The sequence below is a fragment of the uncultured Pseudosulfitobacter sp. genome (assembly GCF_963976325.1).
In the GTDB taxonomy this organism is placed as follows: Bacteria; Pseudomonadota; Alphaproteobacteria; order Rhodobacterales; family Rhodobacteraceae; genus Pseudosulfitobacter.
This window is the reverse complement of the sequence record NZ_CAXBJW010000008.1, coordinates 62760-82942: the sequence shown is the minus strand read 5'-3', so window position 1 is coordinate 82942 and position 20183 is coordinate 62760. Positions and strand designations below refer to the sequence as shown.

The 20183-nt window shown below is 61.8% G+C and carries 21 protein-coding genes and 1 riboswitch; of the genes, 9 read left to right on the top strand and 12 right to left on the bottom strand.

Features of this window, described 5'->3' with window-relative positions:
* Nucleotides 1-58: 58 nt before the first annotated feature.
* The 4 genes from AAC077_RS16290 to AAC077_RS16275 are packed head-to-tail and all read left to right on the top strand — an operon-like array spanning nucleotide 59 to nucleotide 3948.
* Entirely contained in the window at nucleotides 59-1381 is a 1323-nt protein-coding gene (locus AAC077_RS16290; RefSeq protein ID WP_339771641.1) for an NAD(P)-binding domain-containing protein, read from the top strand.
* Entirely contained in the window at nucleotides 1371-2267 is an 897-nt protein-coding gene (locus AAC077_RS16285; RefSeq protein ID WP_339771639.1) for a bile acid:sodium symporter family protein, read from the top strand. The genes AAC077_RS16290 and AAC077_RS16285 overlap by 11 nt, the downstream gene beginning before the upstream one ends.
* Entirely contained in the window at nucleotides 2264-3193 is a 930-nt protein-coding gene (locus AAC077_RS16280; RefSeq protein ID WP_339771637.1) for an SDR family oxidoreductase, read from the top strand. The genes AAC077_RS16285 and AAC077_RS16280 overlap by 4 nt, the downstream gene beginning before the upstream one ends.
* Entirely contained in the window at nucleotides 3190-3948 is a 759-nt protein-coding gene (locus AAC077_RS16275; protein ID WP_339771634.1) for an SDR family NAD(P)-dependent oxidoreductase, read from the top strand. Before AAC077_RS16280 ends, AAC077_RS16275 begins: the two co-directional genes overlap by 4 nt.
* A gap of 37 nt (nucleotides 3949-3985) precedes the next feature.
* Here the strand turns inward: AAC077_RS16275 and AAC077_RS16270 are convergent, their stop codons facing one another.
* The 8 genes from AAC077_RS16270 to AAC077_RS16235 form a co-directional block, all read right to left on the bottom strand.
* Nucleotides 3986-4717, bottom strand: a complete 732-nt coding sequence (locus AAC077_RS16270) for an ABC transporter permease (protein ID WP_339771632.1) — start codon at nucleotides 4715-4717, stop codon at nucleotides 3986-3988.
* A complete protein-coding gene (locus AAC077_RS16265) occupies nucleotides 4714-5382 on the bottom strand; it encodes an ABC transporter ATP-binding protein (protein ID WP_339771630.1) in 669 nt (222 codons plus the stop codon). The genes AAC077_RS16270 and AAC077_RS16265 overlap by 4 nt, the downstream gene beginning before the upstream one ends.
* A gap of 53 nt (nucleotides 5383-5435) precedes the next feature.
* A complete protein-coding gene (gene tenA, locus AAC077_RS16260) occupies nucleotides 5436-6122 on the bottom strand; it encodes a thiaminase II (RefSeq protein WP_339771627.1) in 687 nt (228 codons plus the stop codon).
* On the bottom strand, nucleotides 6119-7057 hold the full coding sequence (locus tag AAC077_RS16255; protein ID WP_339771624.1) for an ABC transporter substrate-binding protein: 939 nt from the start codon (nucleotides 7055-7057) through the stop codon (nucleotides 6119-6121). The genes tenA and AAC077_RS16255 overlap by 4 nt, the downstream gene beginning before the upstream one ends.
* A 13-nt stretch (nucleotides 7058-7070) precedes the next feature.
* Nucleotides 7071-7874, bottom strand: a complete 804-nt coding sequence (gene thiD / locus AAC077_RS16250) for a bifunctional hydroxymethylpyrimidine kinase/phosphomethylpyrimidine kinase (protein WP_339771622.1) — start codon at nucleotides 7872-7874, stop codon at nucleotides 7071-7073.
* The gene (thiE, locus tag AAC077_RS16245; protein WP_339771620.1) at nucleotides 7871-8512 is read right to left on the bottom strand and encodes a thiamine phosphate synthase; all 642 of its coding nucleotides are present in this window, start codon (nucleotides 8510-8512) and stop codon (nucleotides 7871-7873) included. Before thiE ends, thiD begins: the two co-directional genes overlap by 4 nt.
* Complete coding sequence (gene thiM, locus AAC077_RS16240) at nucleotides 8512-9285, bottom strand: hydroxyethylthiazole kinase (RefSeq protein WP_339771617.1); 774 nt, start codon at nucleotides 9283-9285, stop codon at nucleotides 8512-8514. Before thiM ends, thiE begins: the two co-directional genes overlap by 1 nt.
* A gap of 47 nt (nucleotides 9286-9332) precedes the next feature.
* Nucleotides 9333-9421: riboswitch (TPP riboswitch) on the bottom strand.
* 109 nt (nucleotides 9422-9530) lie between these two features.
* Nucleotides 9531-10835 carry an MFS transporter gene (locus AAC077_RS16235; protein WP_339771615.1) on the bottom strand — a complete coding sequence of 435 codons (1305 nt, stop codon included), beginning with the start codon at nucleotides 10833-10835 and terminating at the stop codon, nucleotides 9531-9533.
* A 207-nt stretch (nucleotides 10836-11042) separates the two neighbouring features.
* Here AAC077_RS16235 and cyoA point away from each other — a divergent pair, with 207 nt between their 5' ends.
* From cyoA to AAC077_RS16210, 5 genes are read left to right on the top strand one after another with little or no spacing between them, the layout of a single operon-like run.
* A complete protein-coding gene (cyoA, locus tag AAC077_RS16230; protein ID WP_339771612.1) occupies nucleotides 11043-12152 on the top strand; it encodes a ubiquinol oxidase subunit II in 1110 nt (369 codons plus the stop codon).
* A 2-nt stretch (nucleotides 12153-12154) separates the two neighbouring features.
* A complete protein-coding gene (gene cyoB / locus AAC077_RS16225; protein ID WP_339771610.1) occupies nucleotides 12155-14185 on the top strand; it encodes a cytochrome o ubiquinol oxidase subunit I in 2031 nt (676 codons plus the stop codon).
* Between the two features lie 6 nt (nucleotides 14186-14191).
* Complete coding sequence (gene cyoC, locus AAC077_RS16220) at nucleotides 14192-14833, top strand: cytochrome o ubiquinol oxidase subunit III (RefSeq protein ID WP_339771604.1); 642 nt, start codon at nucleotides 14192-14194, stop codon at nucleotides 14831-14833.
* On the top strand, nucleotides 14830-15195 hold the full coding sequence (gene cyoD / locus AAC077_RS16215) for a cytochrome o ubiquinol oxidase subunit IV (protein ID WP_339771601.1): 366 nt from the start codon (nucleotides 14830-14832) through the stop codon (nucleotides 15193-15195). Before cyoC ends, cyoD begins: the two co-directional genes overlap by 4 nt.
* Entirely contained in the window at nucleotides 15192-15884 is a 693-nt protein-coding gene (locus AAC077_RS16210; protein WP_339771598.1) for an SURF1 family protein, read from the top strand. Before cyoD ends, AAC077_RS16210 begins: the two co-directional genes overlap by 4 nt.
* A 75-nt stretch (nucleotides 15885-15959) precedes the next feature.
* Here the strand turns inward: AAC077_RS16210 and AAC077_RS16205 are convergent, their stop codons facing one another.
* The 4 genes from AAC077_RS16205 to AAC077_RS16190 are packed head-to-tail and all read right to left on the bottom strand — an operon-like array spanning nucleotide 15960 to nucleotide 20174.
* Entirely contained in the window at nucleotides 15960-16901 is a 942-nt protein-coding gene (locus AAC077_RS16205; protein WP_339771596.1) for an alpha/beta hydrolase, read from the bottom strand.
* Nucleotides 16902-16948: 47 nt separating this feature from the next.
* The gene (locus AAC077_RS16200) at nucleotides 16949-17416 is read right to left on the bottom strand and encodes a RidA family protein (protein WP_339771594.1); all 468 of its coding nucleotides are present in this window, start codon (nucleotides 17414-17416) and stop codon (nucleotides 16949-16951) included.
* Entirely contained in the window at nucleotides 17413-18279 is an 867-nt protein-coding gene (locus AAC077_RS16195; protein ID WP_339771592.1) for a PhzF family phenazine biosynthesis protein, read from the bottom strand. The genes AAC077_RS16200 and AAC077_RS16195 overlap by 4 nt, the downstream gene beginning before the upstream one ends.
* Nucleotides 18280-18287: 8 nt before the next feature.
* Nucleotides 18288-20174: a TRAP transporter fused permease subunit gene (locus AAC077_RS16190; protein ID WP_339771590.1), complete on the bottom strand. Its 1887-nt coding sequence runs from the start codon at nucleotides 20172-20174 to the stop codon at nucleotides 18288-18290.
* Nucleotides 20175-20183: the final 9 nt, after the last annotated feature.

Genomic DNA, 20183 nt, shown 5'->3' with positions numbered 1-20183 from the left:
ATTTACCTTGCCTTATTTTGAACATCTGTTCAATCTAAAATGAATACGGGAGGAAGATATGACAGGCACAGGTGAACGGCTGGCCCTGATCGGGGCCGGCCCCATGGGTCTGGCAGCGGCCAAGCTGCTGTCCGAAAACGGCATCGCCTTTCAGGGGTTCGAACTGCATTCCGGCGTCGGCGGGCTGTGGGACATAGATGGGCCGCTGTCCACGATGTACGACTCCGCCCATCTGATCTCGTCCAGGAAAATGACCGAGTTCGCAGATTTTCCGATGCGCGACACCGCCGCCGAATACCCGTCGCACCGCGAGATGAAGCAGTATTTCAGCGCCTTTGCCGAAAAATTCGACCTGAACCGTCACTATCGCTTCGGCGCCAGGGTGCAGTCCTGCGTGCCACTGGGCGGTCCCGGCGGCGGCTGGCGCGTGACATGGCAGGACGCACAAGGCGAGCACGCCGAAGAATTTTCCGGCCTGTTGATCGCAAACGGCACGCTCAGCACCCCAAACCTGCCCGAGTTCAAGGGCGACTTCAGCGGCGAACTGATCCACTCCTCGCAATACCGCGCGGCCAGCCAGTTTGACAACAAACGGGTGCTTGTGATCGGTGCGGGCAATTCGGGCTGTGACATTGCCGTGGACGCGATCCATCACGGGGTCTCTTGCGATTTGTCGATGCGGCGGGGCTATTACTTTGTGCCGAAATACGTTTTTGGCAAACCCGCCGACACGCTGGGCGGCGCGATCAAATTGCCCATGGCGCTCAAGCGGATCGTGGATGGCACCATCCTGAAATGGTTCGTCGGTGATCCGCAGAAATACGGGTTCCCCAAGCCGGATTACAAACTGTACGAAAGCCATCCTGTGGTGAATTCGCTGGTGCTGTACCACGCAGGTCACGGCGATCTGACGGTGCGTCCCGACATCGACCGATTTGACGAACAAACCGTGCATTTCAAGGATGGCACCAGCGCCGACTACGACATGATCCTGGCGGCGACGGGCTACAGGCTGGACTATCCGTTTATCGACAATGCGCACCTGAACTGGCAGGGCGACGCGCCGCATCTGTACCTGAACTGTATGCACCCCGAACGCGACGATCTGTTCGTGCTGGGCATGGTCGAAGCATCGGGACTGGGCTGGCAGGGGCGGCACGAACAGGCGGAAATGGTCGTGCGCTATATCAAGGGGCTGCGGCAAGGGTCGCGCGCGGCCAGAACCTTGCAGGACACCAAGGCGCGCGGGTTCACGCGGGCCACCGGCAGCGTGCGCTACATCGACCTGCCCCGCATGGCCTATTACGTCGACAAGGCGACCTACCGCAAAGCAGTGACCGGCTGGATCGCAAAACTCGCAGGGGACCGCCATGATGGATGACGCGGTCGTCTCGTTCTCGGCCGGATCGTTGATGCTGCTCAACGGCATTCTGGCCGTGGTGATGTTTTCCATCGCCATTGATCTGAAACCATCCGATTTCCGGGCGTTCACCAAGGCCCCCAAACCCCTGATTGTCGGGCTGCTGTCGCAATTCGTGCTGTTGCCGGTCCTGACCTACCTGCTGGTGATCGTGGTGCAACCGCAGGCCTCGGTCGCGCTGGGGCTTATTCTGGTGGCGGCCTGTCCGGGCGGTAACATTTCAAATTTCATCACCCATCGGGCGGGCGGAAACACGGCGCTGTCGGTGTCGATGACCGCCTTTTCCACCGTGGGGGCAATCCTGCTGACCCCTTTCAATATCGCCTTTTGGGGCAGCCTGTACGCCCCCTCTGCCAGCCTGTTGCGCAGCACGCAGATTGATCCGGTGAACATTGCGATCACCGTGGGGCTGATGCTGATCCTGCCCCTGATCCTCGGCATCACCCTGAACAACAGACGCCCCGCCCTGACCGCCCGGCTGCGCGGCCCGCTGCAACTGACGTCGATGGCCATTTTCGTGGGCTTCGTGGCCATCGCCCTTGCCGCGAACTGGTCCACCTTTCTGGCCTTTGCCGGTGGCATCGCGGGGCTGGTGATGGTCCACAACGCGCTGGGTCTGGGCGCAGGCTATGCGCTGGCCACCCTTGCAGGGCTGACGCCATTTGACCGCAGGGCGGTGACGATTGAAACAGGCATCCAGAACTCGGGGCTGGGGCTGGTGCTGATCTTCGGCTTTTTCGGGGGCTTGGGCGGCATGGCGGTTGTTGCCGCCTTCTGGGGCATCTGGCACGCGATTTCGGGGCTGGTGCTGGCCCAGCTTATGTCGCGCACGCAGGCAGGCCGATGACCTGCATCCTGATCACTGGCGCCGCAGGCATGGTCGGGCGCGCCTTGGTCGGGGCCTTGGCGGGCCACGATGTCATCGCAACCGACCTTGACCGTGCCACGCTGCCACCGGATGTGACCTTCCGGCCCATGGATGTGACCGGCAGCGACCCCGGCACGGTGATCGCCGCCGAGCGGCCCGATGTGGTGGTGCATCTGGCGTCAATCGTGACCCCGCCACCCGGCATGACCCGCGCACAGGCCTTTGCCGTGGATGTCACCGGCACGCGCAATGTCGTGGCCGCCTGTGTGGCCCACGGGGTCAAGCGGCTGGTCGTCACCAGCTCCGGCGCGGCCTATGGCTATCACGCCGACAATCCGGTGCCCCTGACCGAGGACGCGCCGTGCCGTGGCAATCCCGAATTCGCCTATGCCGACCACAAACGTCAGGTCGAGGATATTCTGGCCGATGCCCGCCGCGACCATCCGGCGCTGGAACAGGTCGTTTTGCGCGTGGGCACCGTGCTGGGCGCCGGCACCGACAACCAGATCACCGCCCTGTTCCGGCGCAAAAGGTTGCTGGCAATCCGCAACAGCGACAGCCCGTTCGTGTTTATCTGGACCCGGGATCTGGCCCGCATCGTGGAACGTGCCGCAACCACCGGCCCTGCGGGGATTTATAACGTGGCGGGGGATGGCTGGTTGTCGGTCGATGAACTGGCACAGGCCCTTGGCAAACCGATCCTGCGGCTGCCCGCCTGGACGCTCAAGACGGCGCTGGCCATCGCGCATCCGCTGGGATTGTCGCAATACGGACCCGGCCAGGTCCGGTTCCTGCAATACCGGCCGGTTCTGGACAACACCCGCCTGAAACGCGTCTTTGGCTACACGCCCGAACTGACCTCGGCGCAGGTGTTCGATCTGTGGAAAACCAAGGCGGGCCTATGAAGACGGCTGTCATATCGGGTGGCAACGGCGGATTGGGGCGGGCGCTGGCGGCACAACTGGAACATCAGGGCTGGCACTGTGTCTTGATGGACATCGACATTGGCGGGCTGGAGCCTTCGCCCAGCCGCACCCCCGTGGCCGTTGACCTGACCGACGCCACCGCGCTGGCGCACACGGCAGAGCAGATCATCGCTGCGCGGCCTTCGATCGACATGGTGATCTACAACGCCGGCGTGTCGCAGATCGGCGCGTTCGCCCAAGCCGACCTGGCAAGCCACCGCCGCGTGTTCGACATCAACTATTTCGCGGCAGTGTCCATGGCGCAGGCATTCCTGACGCCGGTGCGCGACAGCAAGGGCACGCATCTTGCCATCTCGTCCGTCGCCGGATTTGCCCCCCTGCACGGGCGCACCGCCTATGCCGCGTCAAAACACGCGATGCAGGGGTTTTTCACATCGCTGCGCTCGGAAGAGGCCGCGCATGGCGTGCGTTGCCTGATCGCCGCCCCCAGCTTTGTGGCGACCAACATCGGCAACGCCGAACGCACCGATAACGGGATCGTGCGGCCCGGCTCGGCGGCGGACGGGATCGACTATATGTCACCGCAAACAGCCGCCACGGTGATCCTGAACGGGGTCCGCAAGGGGCAACAGTTCATCCCCGTTGGCCGTGTGGCCCGTCTGGCCGCATGGATCATGCGCCTGTCACCGGGTCTGTACCAGCGTCTGATGCGGCGCAACATGACCGGAAAGTGACGGCTGACGACGTGGGGCGCCCGGTCGGGCCACACCATCAGTCGGCGCTCAGGCGGTCCGATGCCTTGGTCACGGCCACATGCAAAAGCAACGTCATGATGGCAAGCGCAAACAGGCTGGCGAACATCAGGTCCGTCTTGGCGCGCCCGTTGGCCAGCAGCATCAGGTATCCCAGCCCCTTGGACGCACCGACCCATTCACCGATGACAGCACCGATAGGGGCATAGACAGCGGCCAGTTTCAGCCCGGTGCCCAAGGACGGCAGGGCATGGGGGATCTTGATCCGGCGCATCACCTGCCAGCGCGTGCCGCCCATGATACGGGCCATGTCCAGAACCCCCGCAGGCACCCGTGTCAGCCCGTCGTAGAACGCGGATGTGACCGGAAAATAGATGATCAGCACGGCCATCACGACCTTGGACGCGATCCCGTAACCGAACCAAAGTGTCAGCACCGGCGCCAGCGCAAACACCGGCACCGCTTGGGTAAAGACCAGAACAGGCATCACCAGACGGTGCAGACGCTGGGATGCCGCCAGCAGGATGGCCGTCAGCGCGCCCGCTATGGTGCCGATGATCAGGGCGATGACAACCTCGCTTGCGGTCACCCAGGCGTTTTCAGCGATCAGCATCCGGTTGGCCCAGGCCGCCTGCCCCACCCGCAAGGGCGACGGCAAGATGAACGGCGGCACAGCGGTGATCCACACAATCCCCTGCCACAGCAACAGCGCGAGGCCAGCCGCTGCCAAAGCATAGCGCAGGCGTATCATTCCGCGCCCCTGAGATACGCCAGCAGTGCGGCCTGACAGGCAACAGTGTCCGGCGCGTATTGATCGCGGACCGGCGGACATGATGGCAGCGCCCAAGGGGTCGCGGCCTCGGGGGACAGCACGATGATCTGATGCCCCAGCCGGACAGCCTCGGCCGGATCATGGGTCACCAACAGGATCGTCTTGTCCTTCAGCAACCGGGCGGCAAGGTCCTGCATATCGGCGCGCGTGCCGGCATCCAGCGCCGAAAACGGCTCGTCCAGCAGGACAACGGGCCGGTCTTCCATCAACGTGCGGGCCAGTGCCGTGCGCTGGCGCATCCCGCCGGACAGCGCCTGCGGCGTCTTGCCCGCATGGTCCGACAGCCCGACGCAGGCCAGCAGGTCGCGCGCCTTGTGCAGGTCAGGCGTTTGACCGCGCAGGCGCGCGCCCAGCACGGTGTTTTCCAGAACGCTCAGCCACGGCAACAGCATGTCCGATTGGGCCATTACACTGACACGCCCCGCCAGCGGCAGCCCGTCCGAAGTGGCAATCTGTCCCTCGAAATCACCCGCCCCCGCCGATCCGGCAATCAGGCGCAACAGCGTGGATTTGCCCACGCCCGACCGGCCCAGCAGACAGGTCCATTGGCCCGTAGGCAACGTCAGATCAATCGACGAAAACAAGCGTATGCCGTCGATATGGCAGGCCCCGCAAAGATGGATGGACGGTGCCCCTGTCACGCGCCGCGCAGCCCCATGTCCCAGAACGCGACCTCTAACCGGGTGGCCGTGGCAAAGCGGGCCTGCAACTGCGGCCATCGTGCCGAGGTGGCAAAATCCGGCCCCAACCGGCGCAGCACCGCGTCGTCGATCATCTGCCCGACCGAAGCCATCACATGCTGATAGTCCGCATCGGCATAGGTTTCGATCCAGTCCCGGTAGGGCGTGCGCGCGTCGGCTGCGCCCGCCAACCGCGTCCCGATCTCGCCGTAGCCGAAACAACAGGGGGCCAGTGCCGCCATCAGATCAAGGAAATCGCCTTGCAACCCTGCGTCCATCACATAGCGGGTGTAGGCGACGTTCTCGATCTCTTCGGTGGCGGCGAACAGCGTGGCTTCGTCAATGTCGGCTTTGGCGCAGATTTTGACGTGCAGGGACATCTCGTGATTGACCAGCGCGTCGACTGTGGCAGCGCAGGCACGCATTTCGGCAAGGGTCTCGGCCTTGACCACGCCCAGCGACCAGGCCCGCGCAAAATGTACAAGAAACAGGTAATCCTGTACAAGATAATGCAGGAACGCAGGGCGTGGCAGCGACCCGTCGCCCAGCCCCTGAACAAAGGGATGGTGGGTATAGGCGCGCCACTGATCCGCGCACCCGTCGCGCCACTGTGCAAAGGCGGCCCCGTAAGCTGCGCCGGTCATGGCGCGGTCACGTCGATGGCGATGGCATCGACCGCAAAGGGCGCGTCGATCAGGCCCGCGTCATGCAGGAACGTCTCGAACCGGGCATAGCGGCCCGCGTCCATCGCGGCCGGACGCAGGGCGAAACGGGGCAATGTGTCGGTCCACGCAGCGGAGTTCAGCGCGTCGTTCAGCTCGGGTGCGGTGGCGGCAAAGACTTCCCAACTCTCCACCGGATGGTTGATAATGTACTGGGTCGCCTTTTCGGTCGCGGCAAGGAAACGCCGGATCATATCCACATCCATCGTGTCCCTGTTGGCCACGTAGATCAGTTCGTCATAGGGCGGCAGGCCTTCTTCCTCGACGTAGAAACAGCGGCCCGGCACACCTTCGATGTCCATCTGGTTCAGCTCGAAATTGCGAAACGCGCCGATCACGGCATCGACCTGTCCCGACATCAGCGACGGGGACATGGACCAGTTGACGTTGATCAATTCGACGTCGTCCAGCGACAGGCCATGGGTTTTCAGGATCTGCCCCAACATCGCCTCTTCAATGCCGCCGACGGAATAGCCGACCTTGCGGCCCTTCAGGTCGGCGGGGGTGGCGATGGGGCCATCGTCCAGCACAAGCAGGCAGTTCAGCGGTGTGGCCACCAGCGTTCCGACCCGTTGCAGTGGCAAGCCTTCGTGGATTTGCAGGTGCAACTGCGGCTGATAGGAAATCGCAAGGTCGGCCTGCCCCGCCGCGACCATCTTGGGCGGGGCCGAGGGATCGGCGGGGGCGATCACCTGAACCTCAAGGTTTTGTTCGGCAAAGTAGCCCTTTTCCTGCGCGATGATGACAGGGCCGTGGTCGGGGTTCACAAACCAGTCCAACATCAGGGTAACCTGATCCTGCGCATAAAGCGGGGCGGTGATTAGCGACAGCAAGCCTGCAAGGATAACGGATTTCATGGGGGGATCTCTTTTATTTGGCGTAAAGCGTGGCGAAGTGGTGGGTGGGGCCGTGGCCCGTGCCCACGGACAGATCGCCCGCATGGGCGACGGCGGTCGAGACATAGGTCTTGGCAGCAAGCGTGGCGTCGGCAGGCCCAAGCCCCCTTGCCAGTTGCGCCGCAAGGGCCGAGGACAGGGTGCAGCCCGTGCCATGGGTGTTTGCCGTGCGGGTGCGGGGGGCGTCGAACCACACCACGTCTTGCGCTGTGACCAGACAATCGGGGCTGGAGGCACCGCTCAAATGACCGCCTTTTATCAACACGGCCTGCGGCCCCAGCGCGCACAGCGCCACGCCCTGCTTCACCATGTCGTCGCGCGTGGTGGCGGCTTCGACGCCCAGCAAATGCGCCGCCTCGGGCAGGTTCGGGGTCAGCACCGTGGCCAGCGGCAGCAACCTGTCCCGCAGGGCCGCAACCGCGTCGGGTTGCAACAGGGTCGCGCCACCCTTGGCGATCATCACCGGGTCCAGCACGACGGGAATGCCCGCCTGCCCGGCCAATGACTGCGCGATGGCGGCGGCCCCTTCGGCTGTGGCGATCATGCCGATCTTGATCGCATCGACGCGGATGTCGGCAAAAATCGCCTCGATCTGGCTGCGCACAAAGGCGGGCGGCACGATGTGGATGTCGCTGACCCCTTGGGTGTTCTGCGCGGTCAGGGCGGTCAGGACGGCCATCGCGTAGGCACCGTTCGCCGAAATCGCCTTGATGTCGGCCTGAATGCCCGCCCCGCCGGACGGATCGGACCCCGCGATGCTAAGAACATTGGGGATCATGGGGCACACTCGTTTTGCGCAAGAGCAAAGGCACGGGCGGCAGCGCAAGGATCGGCTTGTCCGCAAATGGCCGAGACAACGGCCATGCCGTCGGCCTTGGCCGCGTGCACTGCGCCGATGTGCGCGGATTTCAACCCGCCGATGGCGACTGTGGGCAAGGCAGAGGCGGCGACCATCTGCGCCAGCCCGTCAAAGCCGATGGGCTGTGCGTGGTCGGTTTTTGTGGGCGTTCCAAAGACCGGCCCCAGACCCAGATAGTCCACGACCGACGCATCGGCGGCCTGCACGGTTTGCACCGTCTCGCACGACAGGCCAAGGATCTTGTCCGGCCCCAGCCGTGCCCGCGCCGCTGCCGGTGCGATGTCGCCCTGACCGATGTGCGCGCCACAGGCCCCTGCGGCGACGGCAGCGGCGATGTCGTCGTTGATGACAAGCGGCACATCCCTGCCATGCAGGGCCTGTTTCAGCGCTATGGCCAGTTCAATGCGCTGTGCTGTGGTCGCGGTCTTGTCGCGCAGTTGCACCATGGTGACGCCCCCCGCCACGGCGCGCGTCACGGTTTCGACCACCCCCATCGCAGCGCACAGGTCGCGGTCGGTGACCAGATACAGGCGCAATTGGGCGCGGTGAAAGGCCATCACGCGATAACCTGCGCAAGATCCTGCGGACGGGTCGACCTCAGGGCATCCAGAAAATGCATCTGGAAACTGCCCGGACCGTTCGCAACCTTGGCGGCCGCATTGCCCGCCACCTTGAAATGCGCAAGGGCGCCCAAGGCGGCCTGAAACGCAGGACCAGAGGCGCAATAGGCGCCCATCAGTGCGGTTTGCGAACAGCCCAGCGCGGTGATTTTGGGCATCAGGGGCGAGCCGCCCGAAACCTGCGCGGTTTGCGTGCCGTCGGTGACATAATCGACCGGCCCGGTGACCGCCACCACGGCGCCCCACTGCGTCGCCAGCGCGTTTGCAGCCGATTGCGCGGCGTCCACACTGTCGCCGCTGTCGGCGCCTTTGCCGGCACCGGCCTCGCCCGCAAGCGCCAGTATTTCGGAGGCGTTGCCGCGGATGACCGTCGGACGCAGCGCCAGCAGGTCTTGCGCCGCAGCTTTGCGATAGTCCGAGATGAAATGCGCCACCGGATCAAGCACCCACGGGATATTGTGCGCGCCCGCAACGGTTGCGGCGGTGGTCATGCTGGCCAACCACGCGGACGACAGCGTGCCGATGTTGACCGTCAGCGCGCCACAGATGGGTGTGAATTCGGGGATTTCCTCGGGCGCATGGACCATCGCGGGCGATGCGCCCGCCGCCAGAACCACGTTTGCGGCGATGTTCATGGCGACGTAATTGGTGATGCAATGCACCAGCGGATTCTGGTCACGCAGGGCTGTCAGGATATCTTGGGGGGCCATGGTCTCTCCTTTTTCGCGCGGGCAAAAAGAGAGAGCAGGAACGCAATCCGCGAAACATACGACCTCCCTCCGCCAGCATTATCTGGTTCAGGTTCAAAGGGTACGTCTCAGCTTTTCAGCGCCCCTGGTGCGCTCAGGGATAGGCGGTTTGGACAGGGGCGTCAAATGCAATCCATGCGTGCGCCGCCAAGGCGGCGGCGCAGGTCAGGCGATGTGCCCCGCAGTCAGGCCGCGGTGCGCGATCCTTAGATCTTGTCGAACTGGCGGCGCAGGATGAACAGCGTGGCCAATGTCACCAGCACGCCGGACACCAGATACAACGCCGCAGCCCACAGCCCGAAGGTGCTGGCCAGAAACAGCCCCACCAGCGGGGCAAAGGCCGCGCCGAATATCCACGACAGGTTGGTGGACAGCGCCGAGCCGGAGTAGCGGCAATCGGGGGAAAACCGGTCCGGGACGATGGCGCTGGATTGACCATAAGACAGGCCGAAAATGATGAAGCCCGCAACGATATAGACCGCCGGATTGTCGTTCAGCGTGCCGATGCTAAGGCACAGCAGCAGCGTCAGCACGCTGGACCCCAGTATCACCGCGCGTTTGGAATAGCGGTCTGCCAGCACCCCGGACAACATCACGGTTCCGACCGCCAGCGCGCCGCCGACAAGCTGCCACAGGATGATCCGGTCGATGGCGTTGTCCGTGAACAGCAGCGTGTAGCTGATCGGGAAAACCGTCAGCATGTGCAGCAATGCATAGCTGGACAACGGCAGGAAAGCCGACAGCAGAATCGACCGCCATTCGGTCCGCAGCAGAAAGCCAAGCGGGGCGGATTTCATCATGGTTTCTTCATCCGAGCCGAAATTCGTGGTCAGCAGCCGAAGCCGTGCAAACAGCGACACGACGTTCACGGCCATCACCGCAAAGAACGCGAACCGCCAGCCGTATTGATAGAATTCCTCTTCGGTCAGGAAGCCGGTCAGCACGTAGAACATTGCGGCGGCGACGCAGAAGCCGATGGGCCCGCCCAGTTGCGGCACCATGCTGTAAAGACCGTCGCGGTCCTTGGGGGCGGCCGATTTAAGCTGAAGCGTCATGCCGTCCCATGATCCGCCCAGTCCCAGCCCCTGAATCACGCGCAACACGGCCAGCAGCGCGGGGGCGACCCAGCCGATGCGGTCGTATCCGGGCAGCAACCCGATGGCGACGGTCGAGGTGCCCAGCAGCATCAGGGCCACCGTGATTTTCCCCGGTTTGCCGATGCGCGGTTCCAGTTTGCGGCCAATCAGGCTGGCCACGGGACGGGCCAGAAACGCCAGCGAGAACACCGCGAACGATGCCAGCGTTGCGGGCACGGGTTCAAGGTAAGGGAAGAAAATCGCAGGAAAAACAAGGGCCGAGGCGATGGCAAAGACGAAGAAACCGAAATAGTCCGTCACCCGCGCCATCACCACAGTGGTGATGACGTCATCCAGTTGCACGGTCTGTCTCGTGTTCGAATCGACGTCGCTTGCCTTGCCCATTTTCGTGCCTGCCGCATTACCGATCGCCATGGTCCAACCCCTTCTTCGCTGTCGTTCTTAGGATAGCGGCCAAGATGGAAATCACCACAATTTCCGACAGGCGTGCTAAAATACCGCAGCCCGACCTGGGGCAGCCGTGCCAAAATACCGCAGCGATCGCGCTGTCTAAATCAGCCCCGAGTGTTATTTAGCTGCCACAGGGGAACACCCTCCGAAGAAACACACAAGAGGTCTTGGATGTCTTTCTTTCAACCCAGAACAAATCGCAGGATTGGTCGTTTCGGTTTGCTGGCGCTTGGTGCGCTGGCATTGTCGGGATGCAATCTGGTCGTCATGAACCCGGCCGGAGATGTCGCATCGCAGCAAGCCGACCTGATCATTTACGCAACCGTTCTGATGTTGATCGTGATTGTTCCGGTGCTGGCGCTGACGGTGTTTTTTGCGATCAAGTATCGCGCCGACAACGAAGACGCGGCCTATGATCCCGAATGGGACCACTCGGTCAGCCTTGAAATCGTCGTCTGGTCGGTGCCGCTGGCGATCATCATCTGCCTGGCCGGACTGACCTGGGTGGCGACGCACCGGCTTGATCCTTACCGCGACCTGCCCCGCATCACCGCCACCAAGGCCGTCGATGAAAACGTGACGCCGTTGCAGGTGCAGGTGGTGGCGATGGATTGGAAATGGCTGTTCATCTACCCCGAATACAACATCGCCACCGTGAACGAGATGGCGGTGGTCGTGGACCGCCCCGTTGAATTCAAGCTGACATCGACCACCGTGATGAACGCCTTTTACATCCCCGACATGGTGGGCATGATCTATGCGATGGCCGGGATGGAAACCGAGTTGAACGGGGTGATCAACCATGCCGGCACCTATGCGGGCTTTGCCTCGCATTACAACGGCGCCGGGTTCTCGCGGATGCGATTCGACGTCAAGGCGCTGGACGAGGCGGGTTTCGAGGACTGGACCAAAGAGGTGGCCGGTGCGGAACAGCCGTTGGACCGCGCGTCCTTTGTTGAACTGGAACAGCCCAGCATCGACGACGACGTGCATTACTACGGCTCGGTCCAAGAGGGCCTGTGGCCGCGCATCCTGAACATGTGCGTCGGTGACGACAAACTGTGCATGAACGACATGATGATGGTCGATGCGCTGGGTGGGGGCGGCATTGACGGGCTGTACAACCGCGAACTTTATCGTGGGCTTTGCTCGGCTGACAATCCCGAAGGCATGTTCGCGATCCTGCGCCCGGACCTGTCGGACCGCGCCGAAGAAATTACCACTGCCATGGACCTGCTGCCGCCCGAAACGCCGCAGATGTCCGTACCAACGGGGAACTGAACATGGCCACAGCAACCGAAACCACCGCACACACGTTTCCAGACATCGCCAATCCGGTGAACTGGTTCTGGGGCAAGCTGAACTGGGACATCTTCCCGTTCTATGACCCGCTTATTCTGGGCACTTTCATCGTCACCATGGCGCTGGGTGTCGGGGTTGTCGGCTGGCTGACCTACAAGCGGCTTTGGGGCTATTTGTGGACGGAATGGTTCACCTCGGTCGACCACAAGAAAATCGGTATCATGTATATGGTGCTGGCCACCGTCATGCTGATCCGTGGGTTTTCCGATGCGATCCTGATGCGGATTCATCAGGCGTTGGCGTCGGCTGGGCTTCTCGAATTCTTGCCGCCCTATCACTATGACCAAGTGTTCACCGCGCATGGCGTGATCATGATCTTTTTCGTGGCGATGCCGTTTATCACCGGTTTCATGAACTACGTTATGCCGCTGCAAATCGGCGCGCGCGACGTGGCCTTTCCGTTCCTGAACAACTTCAGCTTCTGGCTGACGTTTTCCGGTGTGGTTCTGGTGATGCTGTCGCTGTTCGTGGGTGAATTTGCGGCGACCGGCTGGCTGGCGTTTCCGCCGCTGTCGGGGCTTGAGTTCAGCCCCGGCGTCGGTGTCGACTATTACCTGTGGTCACTGAACATTGCAGGGATCGGCACGACGCTGTCGGGGATCAACCTGATCGTGACAATCGTAAAGATGCGCGCGCCCGGCATGACATTCATGAAAATGCCGATCTTTACCTGGTCCACTTTGGTGACCAACATCCTGATCGTCGCATCCTTTCCGGTTCTGACCGCCACCTTGGCGCTGCTGACCGCCGACCGCTATCTGGGCACCCATTTCTTTACCAATGACATGGGCGGCAACGCGATGATGTACATCAACCTGATCTGGATCTGGGGCCACCCAGAGGTGTACATCCTGATCCTGCCGATCTTTGGCATCTTCTCGGAAATCGTGCCGACGTTCTCGCGCAAGCGCCTGTTCGGCTATACGTCGATGGTCTACGCGCTGTGTGTGATCATGATCCTCAGCTATCTGGTCTGGCTGCACCACTTTTTCACCATGGGCGCGGGGGCGGACGTGAATTCGTTCTTCGGGATCACGACGATGATCATTTCGATCCCGACGGGGGCGAAGCTGTTTAACTGGCTGTTCACCATGTACAAGGGACGCATCAAGTTCGAGCTGCCGATGATGTGGGTCATTGCATTCATGATCACCTTTACCATCGGGGGCATGACCGGCGTGCTGCTGGCGGTGCCACCGGCGGATTATGTGCTGCACAACTCGTTGTTTCTGGTGGCGCACTTTCACAATGTGATTATCGGCGGTGTGGTCTTTGGCGTCTTTGCCGGGATCAACTACTGGTGGCCCAAGGCCTTTGGGTTCCACATGAACAAGTTCTGGGGACTGGTCAGCTTTTATGGCTGGGTCGGTGGATTCTGGTTCGCCTTCATGCCGCTGTATATCCTTGGCCTGATGGGCGTGACACGACGCCTGAGCCAGTTCGAGGACACCAGCTATGCGCTGCTGTTCGGCATTGCCGCGTTGGGCGTGGCGATGATTGCGGTGGGTGTGGTGGCGTTTATCATCCAGATCATTGTATCCATTCGCAACCGCGAGGCGCTGGCCTGTGACGGGGACCCGTGGAACGCACGGACACTGGAATGGTCCACGTCGTCGCCACCGCCCTACTACAACTTTTCGCATGTGCCGAACGTCTATGCGCTGGACGCCTGGGACCACATGAAGGCCCACAATGCCGAAGAGCCGCAAGAAGGTTACGTGCCGATCCATATGCCAAAACGCACGGCGACCGGCCTTGTCATCGCGGGCATGATGACGGTGATGGGCTTTGCCTTGATCTGGCACATCTGGTGGCTGGCGCTGGTCGGCTTCATCGGGTCGATCGCCTATGGCATCTACCATACCTTTGACTATGACCGTGATTTCTATTTGCAGCCGGACGAGGTCCGCGCGATTGCGAACGGGCGCAGGCCCGTGGTTCCGGCGGAGTAAACAGCCATGACAATAGCAACCCATCCCCCCGAGCCGTCCGAAGGGTTCGACTTTTACGACACCGATCCGGCCAGTCACGTCGATGGCCACCACGAGACCGGCACAATGCTGGGCTTTTGGATCTATCTGATGAGCGATAGCCTGATCTTTGGCATCCTCTTTGCGATCTATGCGGTCCTTGGGACAAACTATGCCGCAGGCCCCGCGCCTTCGGACCTGTTCGAGATTGAAAAGATCCTGTTGGCCACGGCCTTTCTGCTGTTGTCGTCGATCACCTACGGGTTTGCCGTGATCAACATGCAGCAGGGCAAGCAACGGGTCATGACCATCTGGCTGCTGGTCACCGGCGCCTTTGGCATCGGGTTTCTGACGATGGAGGTGCTTGAGTTCCACCATCTGTGGCATCTGGGGGCCGGACCGGGCGCAAGCGCGTTCCTGTCGTCGTTCTGGTTCCTGGTCGGCACCCACGGGCTGCACGTTTTGTCAGGTACGATCTGGCTGGCGGTGTTGCTGGTGCAGGTGCAAAAGCACGGGCTGAACCACGACAACAAACGCCGCATTCTGTGCCTGAGCCTGTTCTGGCACTTCCTTGACCTGATCTGGATCGGGGTGTTTTCCTTTGTCTATCTCACGGGGGTGTTGCTATGAGCGCCGAACAGCACGACACGCATGATGCACACGGGTCCTATCGGTCCTACCTGATCGGTTTTGGTCTTTCTGTTGTCCTGACGGCCATCCCGTTCTGGATTGTCCTGGGCGAAGTCGACATTCACCTTTGGCTGGCGCTGACGATCATCTTTGGTCTGGGCGCGGTGCAGATCATCGTGCATGTGGTCTATTTCCTGCACGTCACGGTGAAGGCCGAAGAAGGCTGGAAGGTCATGTCGCTGGTGTTCACCGGCATTCTGCTGTTGATCGTTCTGGTCGGGTCAATCTGGGTGATGACGCACCTGAACAACAATATGATGCCCGCACACGACCAGATCGAGCGCGTGCGCGCGCTGGAGTGAACGCCGCGCGACGCCCCGTCTGGGTTGATGCAACGATCCTGCTGCTGGCAGGCGTGATGTTTGTCAGCATGATCGCTTTGGGCAACTGGCAGATGCGGCGGCTGGCGTGGAAGCTGGACCTGATCGAAAGCGTGCAAACCCGCGCCTTTGGGGATCCGGTCCCTGCCCCGCAGGATGCGGCGCCCGAATATCTGCGGGTGTTCGCAACGGGTACTTTTGCGCATGACCAAAGCCTGCGGATCAAGGCGGTGACCGAGATTGGCCCCGGATACTGGATCATGACGCCGTTGGTGACGGATGGCATGATACTCTGGATCAATCGCGGCTTTGTGCCAAATACGCTTGAACAAGGCGCGTGGGAACGCCCCCAAGGGCAGCAACGCGTGACCGGTCTGGTGCGGCTGGACCAACCGGGGGGCACCCTTTTGGAGCGCAACCAGCCGGACACGGGGCGTTGGGTGTCTGCTGACCTGTCCGAGATGAGCCGCGCGGCAGGGCTGCGACAAGCGCAGACCGCGTATTTCATTGATTCCGAGGCCACAGGCGCAGACTGGCCACGCGGCGGTCTGACCCGCCTGACCTTCCGCAACACCCATCTGGTCTATGCTTTGACGTGGTATGCGATGGCTGCGCTGTTCTTTGTCGCCATGGGCTATGTCATTCGCGGACGTCTGACCGGATCGCACTAGTCCGCTGACATCGCGGCCCCCTTGCGGGTCCAGTCGCGTGCAATCCGTGTTCTATTTCAGACCCAACTTCCCAGACTACCGCGCGGTACTGAGCGTGGCGACGGCTGAACCCATGTCCTTGAGCCAATCGCACAACGCGTCGATCTCGCGCGCCGCAGCCTTGGAATACGCTCCTGCCCGAAGGTAGCCATGCGGTAGCCCCGTCCCATCTGTCAGGGTCACGGCGCCTCCGGAACGCATCAAGGCTCCGGCATAGGCAAGCCCGCTGTCCCGTACCGGATCGAATTCAGCAAGCGCGATATAGGCAGGGGGCAGCCCTGCGTGGCTCGATGCCAGCAAGGGCGCCGCGAAGGGGTTCGTCCTCTGAACCTGCGGGTCGGGGCAATAGGCCGAAATGCAGCTTCGCATTCGCGCCGCAGTAAGGAGTGGGCCGTTCGCCCAAGTGCGATAGGAAGGGCGGGTCACGTCGAAGTCGCAGATCGGATAGGCGAGGATCTGTCCGGCCAGCGAAAGACCCTCGTTGCGCGCGTAAAGCGTTAAGGATGCTGCGAGGTTGGCGCCCGCACTGTCGCCGCCCACAAACACCCGGCTCCGATCCACGTTAAGTTCTGACGCGTTTGACAGAATCCAGCGCAGCACGGATTGGCACTGCTGATGTGCCGTTGGAAAGCGGTGCTCCGGCGCGAGCGCATAGTCGACCGAGATCACAGACACACCGGCCCGCATCGCCAATGTCGCCGTTAGCTCCCAATGGGTCTCAGGGCTGCCGATCTCCCAGCCGCCGCCATGCATGAACAAAAGAGCGGGGCCGCAGCCATCGCCGCGTTTCTGAAACAGCCGCACTCGGACCGGGACCGGCGCACTGTCGATCCAGATCACGCGGTCGGCGTCGAGCCGCGGGTCGGATTCGGATCGCATCACCTGTGCTTGTTTTTCTGCCACCTCCCGCCGCATGCGCGGCGATGCGGTTGGCATGTCACCCGCGATACGCGAAAGCGCCCTGATATAGCGGACCATTCCACGGTCTAACTTGGAAGGGACGTCTTCCCCGGCAGATGGTGCGTTCATTTCAGAGCGAAGGTTACTTCGATCTCGACCCCACCCCCGGCAGGCAGACTGGAGACCCCGACCGCGGTGCGAATACAGCGGACCTGCGGACCGAAAATAGAGTCGAAGATTTCCGAAGCTGCGTCGAGCACTTGGGAATGCCGGGTGAAATCCGGTTTGGCGGCAATGACCCCCCGCAGTGCGGCAACACCTGCGACACGGTCCAAAGATCCGACAGCAGCCTGAGCTACGGCAAGTGCGCGAAGCGCGCAGACCCGCGCCGCCTCCTCGGCCTGGAGCGGATCGTCGTCAGGTCCGAACGGACCGGGTATGACCCCATCCGCCGTCCTGGACAGAAGCCCGGCTGTGTAAAGGCGGTCGCCATCCCGGCGCCAGACCGCATAACGCCCCATTGCTTCTGGTTCATCCGGCAAGATCAGCCCCTGCGCCTGAAGCCGTGCTGTGGCGCACTGCACGGTATTCATGCGGGAACCACGGTCAGGCTGTGATCCAGAATGCAGGAGCCGCTCAGTCGGCAGCCCTTCTCCTCCAATCTGACCTGGATACGTGAAGGGCAGCCCATTGCCTCGCCTTGCCGGACTGTGACCTCGGAACGAGGCCTTGCCAGATTATAGTGCAGGAGCCCGTATGAGAGAGCGGAGGCCGCGATTCCTGTCGCTGCGTCCTCGGCATAGCCGGACCCCCGCGGAAACTGCCGCGCATGGAATTCGCCCGCATTTCCTACCGCGAAAGGGTAGAGGCCGGTTGAGTCAATGGCCGAACAGACTGCTGCCATTCGGTCGAAATCCGGATGTATTTCATGCAGCCGGGCGACGGAGCGCACTGGCACCAAGGTCTTCACTCGGCTGGTGCTGGCATTCAGGATTTCGGCGGCGGCAAGATCTGTCTCTTCTAGGCCCAGCACCTTCAGAACCTCCGCGCTTTGCTCTCGCGTCAAGACGGCCGTAGAGCCCTGTGGCTGACTGATCGTGATATCCTTCGCTTCTGGAACCTCAGCCTCCACCAGACCACTGAGCGTTTCGATGGTGTACGACCCCGGGGCAAGGTATCCGCGTAGCCGCATCAGCCAGAGCGCGCCGACTGTCGCATGGCCGCACATTTCCATTTCGTGATTTGGAACGAAATACCGCATGCGAAAGTCAGCGTCCTGACGCGTCGTGGCCATGACAAATCCGCACTCGTGGCCGTATTTCACCGCGACGGCGCGCAGATCCTCGCCCGACATGCCGTCAACGCCAAGACCGATTGGGGCCGGGTTTCCTCCGTTCGGACCGTCCGGGAAAACACGCACCATCTGAAATTCGGCGTGCTCTAAGGGGAAGCTCATGCGGGAAGTCATACTGTCTGTTCCGTTCGTTTGGAGGCCCGCAACCGGGCGTAGTTCAACACAAGGAAGAGGGTCGCGATAACCGCCCCGACGAGTTGCAGCGTCAACGCGGGCCAGAGCAACAGGATTGCAGATAAACCCATGGTCAGCCGCTCAAGAAGACGCAGCGGCGCGAAGGCTATTCCGACAACACCGATTGCGAATACCGCGATGGCAACCGTTCCCACCAGGGTTGCCTGAATGGCCATCCCTACGCCCTGATCGAACAGCAGACCGTGGAAGACAAACATCACCGGCATCAGATAAAGCCCCTTTCCGAGCAGCATGGCTTTAAAGCCTGTCTTGGCCGGGTTCCCCCCGGAAATGCCCGCAGCAGCATAGGCGGCGAGGCAGACAGGCGGGGTCAGCACACTGTCTTGGCTGAGCCAGAAGATCGCCATATGCGCCGCAACTGGCGGGATGCCGAGGCTTGTCAGCGCTGCCGCGCCAAAGCTTGCAACGACGATGTAAGAGGCCGTAACCGGCAGCCCCATCCCGAGGAACAACGAAATAACAGCCAGAAGCACAAGGATCAGCAACGGCTGACCGTGTCCTAGTGCATTCAGGGACTGTGCCATTGCCACCACCAGCCCGGAAGTTTCAAGGCAGACGACGATCAGACCAGCGCAGATCAGCACGGTCGCGGTCGGCAGCAATGTCTGCATTGTGTCCCGCGCGATATCAAGCCAACGCGACGGCCCGAGCGGATTTGGCGTGAAAAAGCTGCAAAGGATCACGGCGCCGCAAGTCCACGCGGCTGAGTAAACCGGCGAGTATCCGATCGTCAGCAGGAAGATCAACAGAAGGATTGGCCCTAGAAAGGCCAGCCCCTGGGCCTTTCCGACGGGCTTTGGAAGATCCTCTTCCAGCACCGGTTTCAGCAGCCCGGCCTTTTTCAGTTCGAGGTGAATGTTGAAGGAGATAGAGAAGAAAAACAGCAGCGCCGGAATGATCGAGATCAGGACAAGTTCTGTGTAAGGCACGCCGATCCAGTCCGACATGATGAAAATGCCCGCGCCCATGATTGGTGGCGCAAGCTGTGAGCCGGTGGATGCCGCCGCCTCGACACCGCCCGCCAGTTCCCGGCTTAGCCCAGCCTTCTTCATCAACGGGATCGTGATGGTGCCGGTACCGGTAACATTGGCGATAGCGCTTCCGCTGACTGTGCCCATCGCAGCGCTCGACAACACCGCGACATGGGCCGAACCTCCGGGGATCCGTCGCATCAGGCGCATGGTGCCTGAAATGATGAAATCCGTCGCCCCCGCAAAGCGCATCAGCGAGCTTAGCAGGACAAACATGAAAATGATTGTGGCCGAGATCGTTACAGTGGGGCCCAGCAACGCACCGTCCTGCCAAAACACCCGGAAAGCCATGCGGTAGGCCGAAAGACCACCGAACCAGAACATCCCGTCGAACAACGGACCAAGCCAGAGCACGTAAGCGATGGCAATGACCGCAATCCCCGGGATGAGCCATCCGACGGCACGACGCGTGAGTTCCAGCACAAGCAGAACCGCCGCCAAAGCGATCACCTGATCGGTCACCGTCAGGTAATGGCGTTCAAACACAGCCGCTTCGTTGAGAATGAAATAGATACCGGTCACAAATCCCGCACAGGCCAGCGCAAGGTCTAGGGCATTTTGTACTCGGTTACGTTGCTTGTTGGCAAAAACCAAAGGAGCGGAGAACCCGAGCGCCATCACCGCCGAAAGGTGCCAGGCATTCAGGAATGTGTCGGCCACGGGCACGAACAGGATGCAGGTGACGTGCAGTGCGATCGCCGCAAGCGCGGCAAGGCTCCACAGCATCACGGCCGGCGATTTCCGCCGGGTCTTTTGGATGATGTCGGTCATGAGAGCGGT

Coding starts and splice junctions, on each gene's coding strand:
- AAC077_RS16205 (WP_339771596.1), bottom strand. CDS start 16,901: ATGGTCCGCTATATCAGGGCGCTTTCGCGTATCGCGGGTGACATGCCA.
- AAC077_RS16200 (WP_339771594.1), bottom strand. CDS start 17,416: ATGAATACCGTGCAGTGCGCCACAGCACGGCTTCAGGCGCAGGGGCTG.
- cyoD (WP_339771601.1), top strand. CDS start 14,830: ATGAGCGCCGAACAGCACGACACGCATGATGCACACGGGTCCTATCGG.
- cyoA (WP_339771612.1), top strand. CDS start 11,043: ATGTCTTTCTTTCAACCCAGAACAAATCGCAGGATTGGTCGTTTCGGT.
- AAC077_RS16275 (WP_339771634.1), top strand. CDS start 3,190: ATGAAGACGGCTGTCATATCGGGTGGCAACGGCGGATTGGGGCGGGCG.
- AAC077_RS16235 (WP_339771615.1), bottom strand. CDS start 10,835: ATGGCGATCGGTAATGCGGCAGGCACGAAAATGGGCAAGGCAAGCGAC.
- thiE (WP_339771620.1), bottom strand. CDS start 8,512: ATGGCCTTTCACCGCGCCCAATTGCGCCTGTATCTGGTCACCGACCGC.
- AAC077_RS16290 (WP_339771641.1), top strand. CDS start 59: ATGACAGGCACAGGTGAACGGCTGGCCCTGATCGGGGCCGGCCCCATG.
- AAC077_RS16280 (WP_339771637.1), top strand. CDS start 2,264: ATGACCTGCATCCTGATCACTGGCGCCGCAGGCATGGTCGGGCGCGCC.
- AAC077_RS16195 (WP_339771592.1), bottom strand. CDS start 18,279: ATGAGCTTCCCCTTAGAGCACGCCGAATTTCAGATGGTGCGTGTTTTC.
- AAC077_RS16285 (WP_339771639.1), top strand. CDS start 1,371: ATGATGGATGACGCGGTCGTCTCGTTCTCGGCCGGATCGTTGATGCTG.
- AAC077_RS16255 (WP_339771624.1), bottom strand. CDS start 7,057: ATGAAATCCGTTATCCTTGCAGGCTTGCTGTCGCTAATCACCGCCCCG.
- AAC077_RS16190 (WP_339771590.1), bottom strand. CDS start 20,174: ATGACCGACATCATCCAAAAGACCCGGCGGAAATCGCCGGCCGTGATG.
- cyoB (WP_339771610.1), top strand. CDS start 12,155: ATGGCCACAGCAACCGAAACCACCGCACACACGTTTCCAGACATCGCC.
- thiD (WP_339771622.1), bottom strand. CDS start 7,874: ATGATCCCCAATGTTCTTAGCATCGCGGGGTCCGATCCGTCCGGCGGG.
- thiM (WP_339771617.1), bottom strand. CDS start 9,285: ATGGCCCCCCAAGATATCCTGACAGCCCTGCGTGACCAGAATCCGCTG.
- cyoC (WP_339771604.1), top strand. CDS start 14,192: ATGACAATAGCAACCCATCCCCCCGAGCCGTCCGAAGGGTTCGACTTT.
- AAC077_RS16270 (WP_339771632.1), bottom strand. CDS start 4,717: ATGATACGCCTGCGCTATGCTTTGGCAGCGGCTGGCCTCGCGCTGTTG.
- tenA (WP_339771627.1), bottom strand. CDS start 6,122: ATGACCGGCGCAGCTTACGGGGCCGCCTTTGCACAGTGGCGCGACGGG.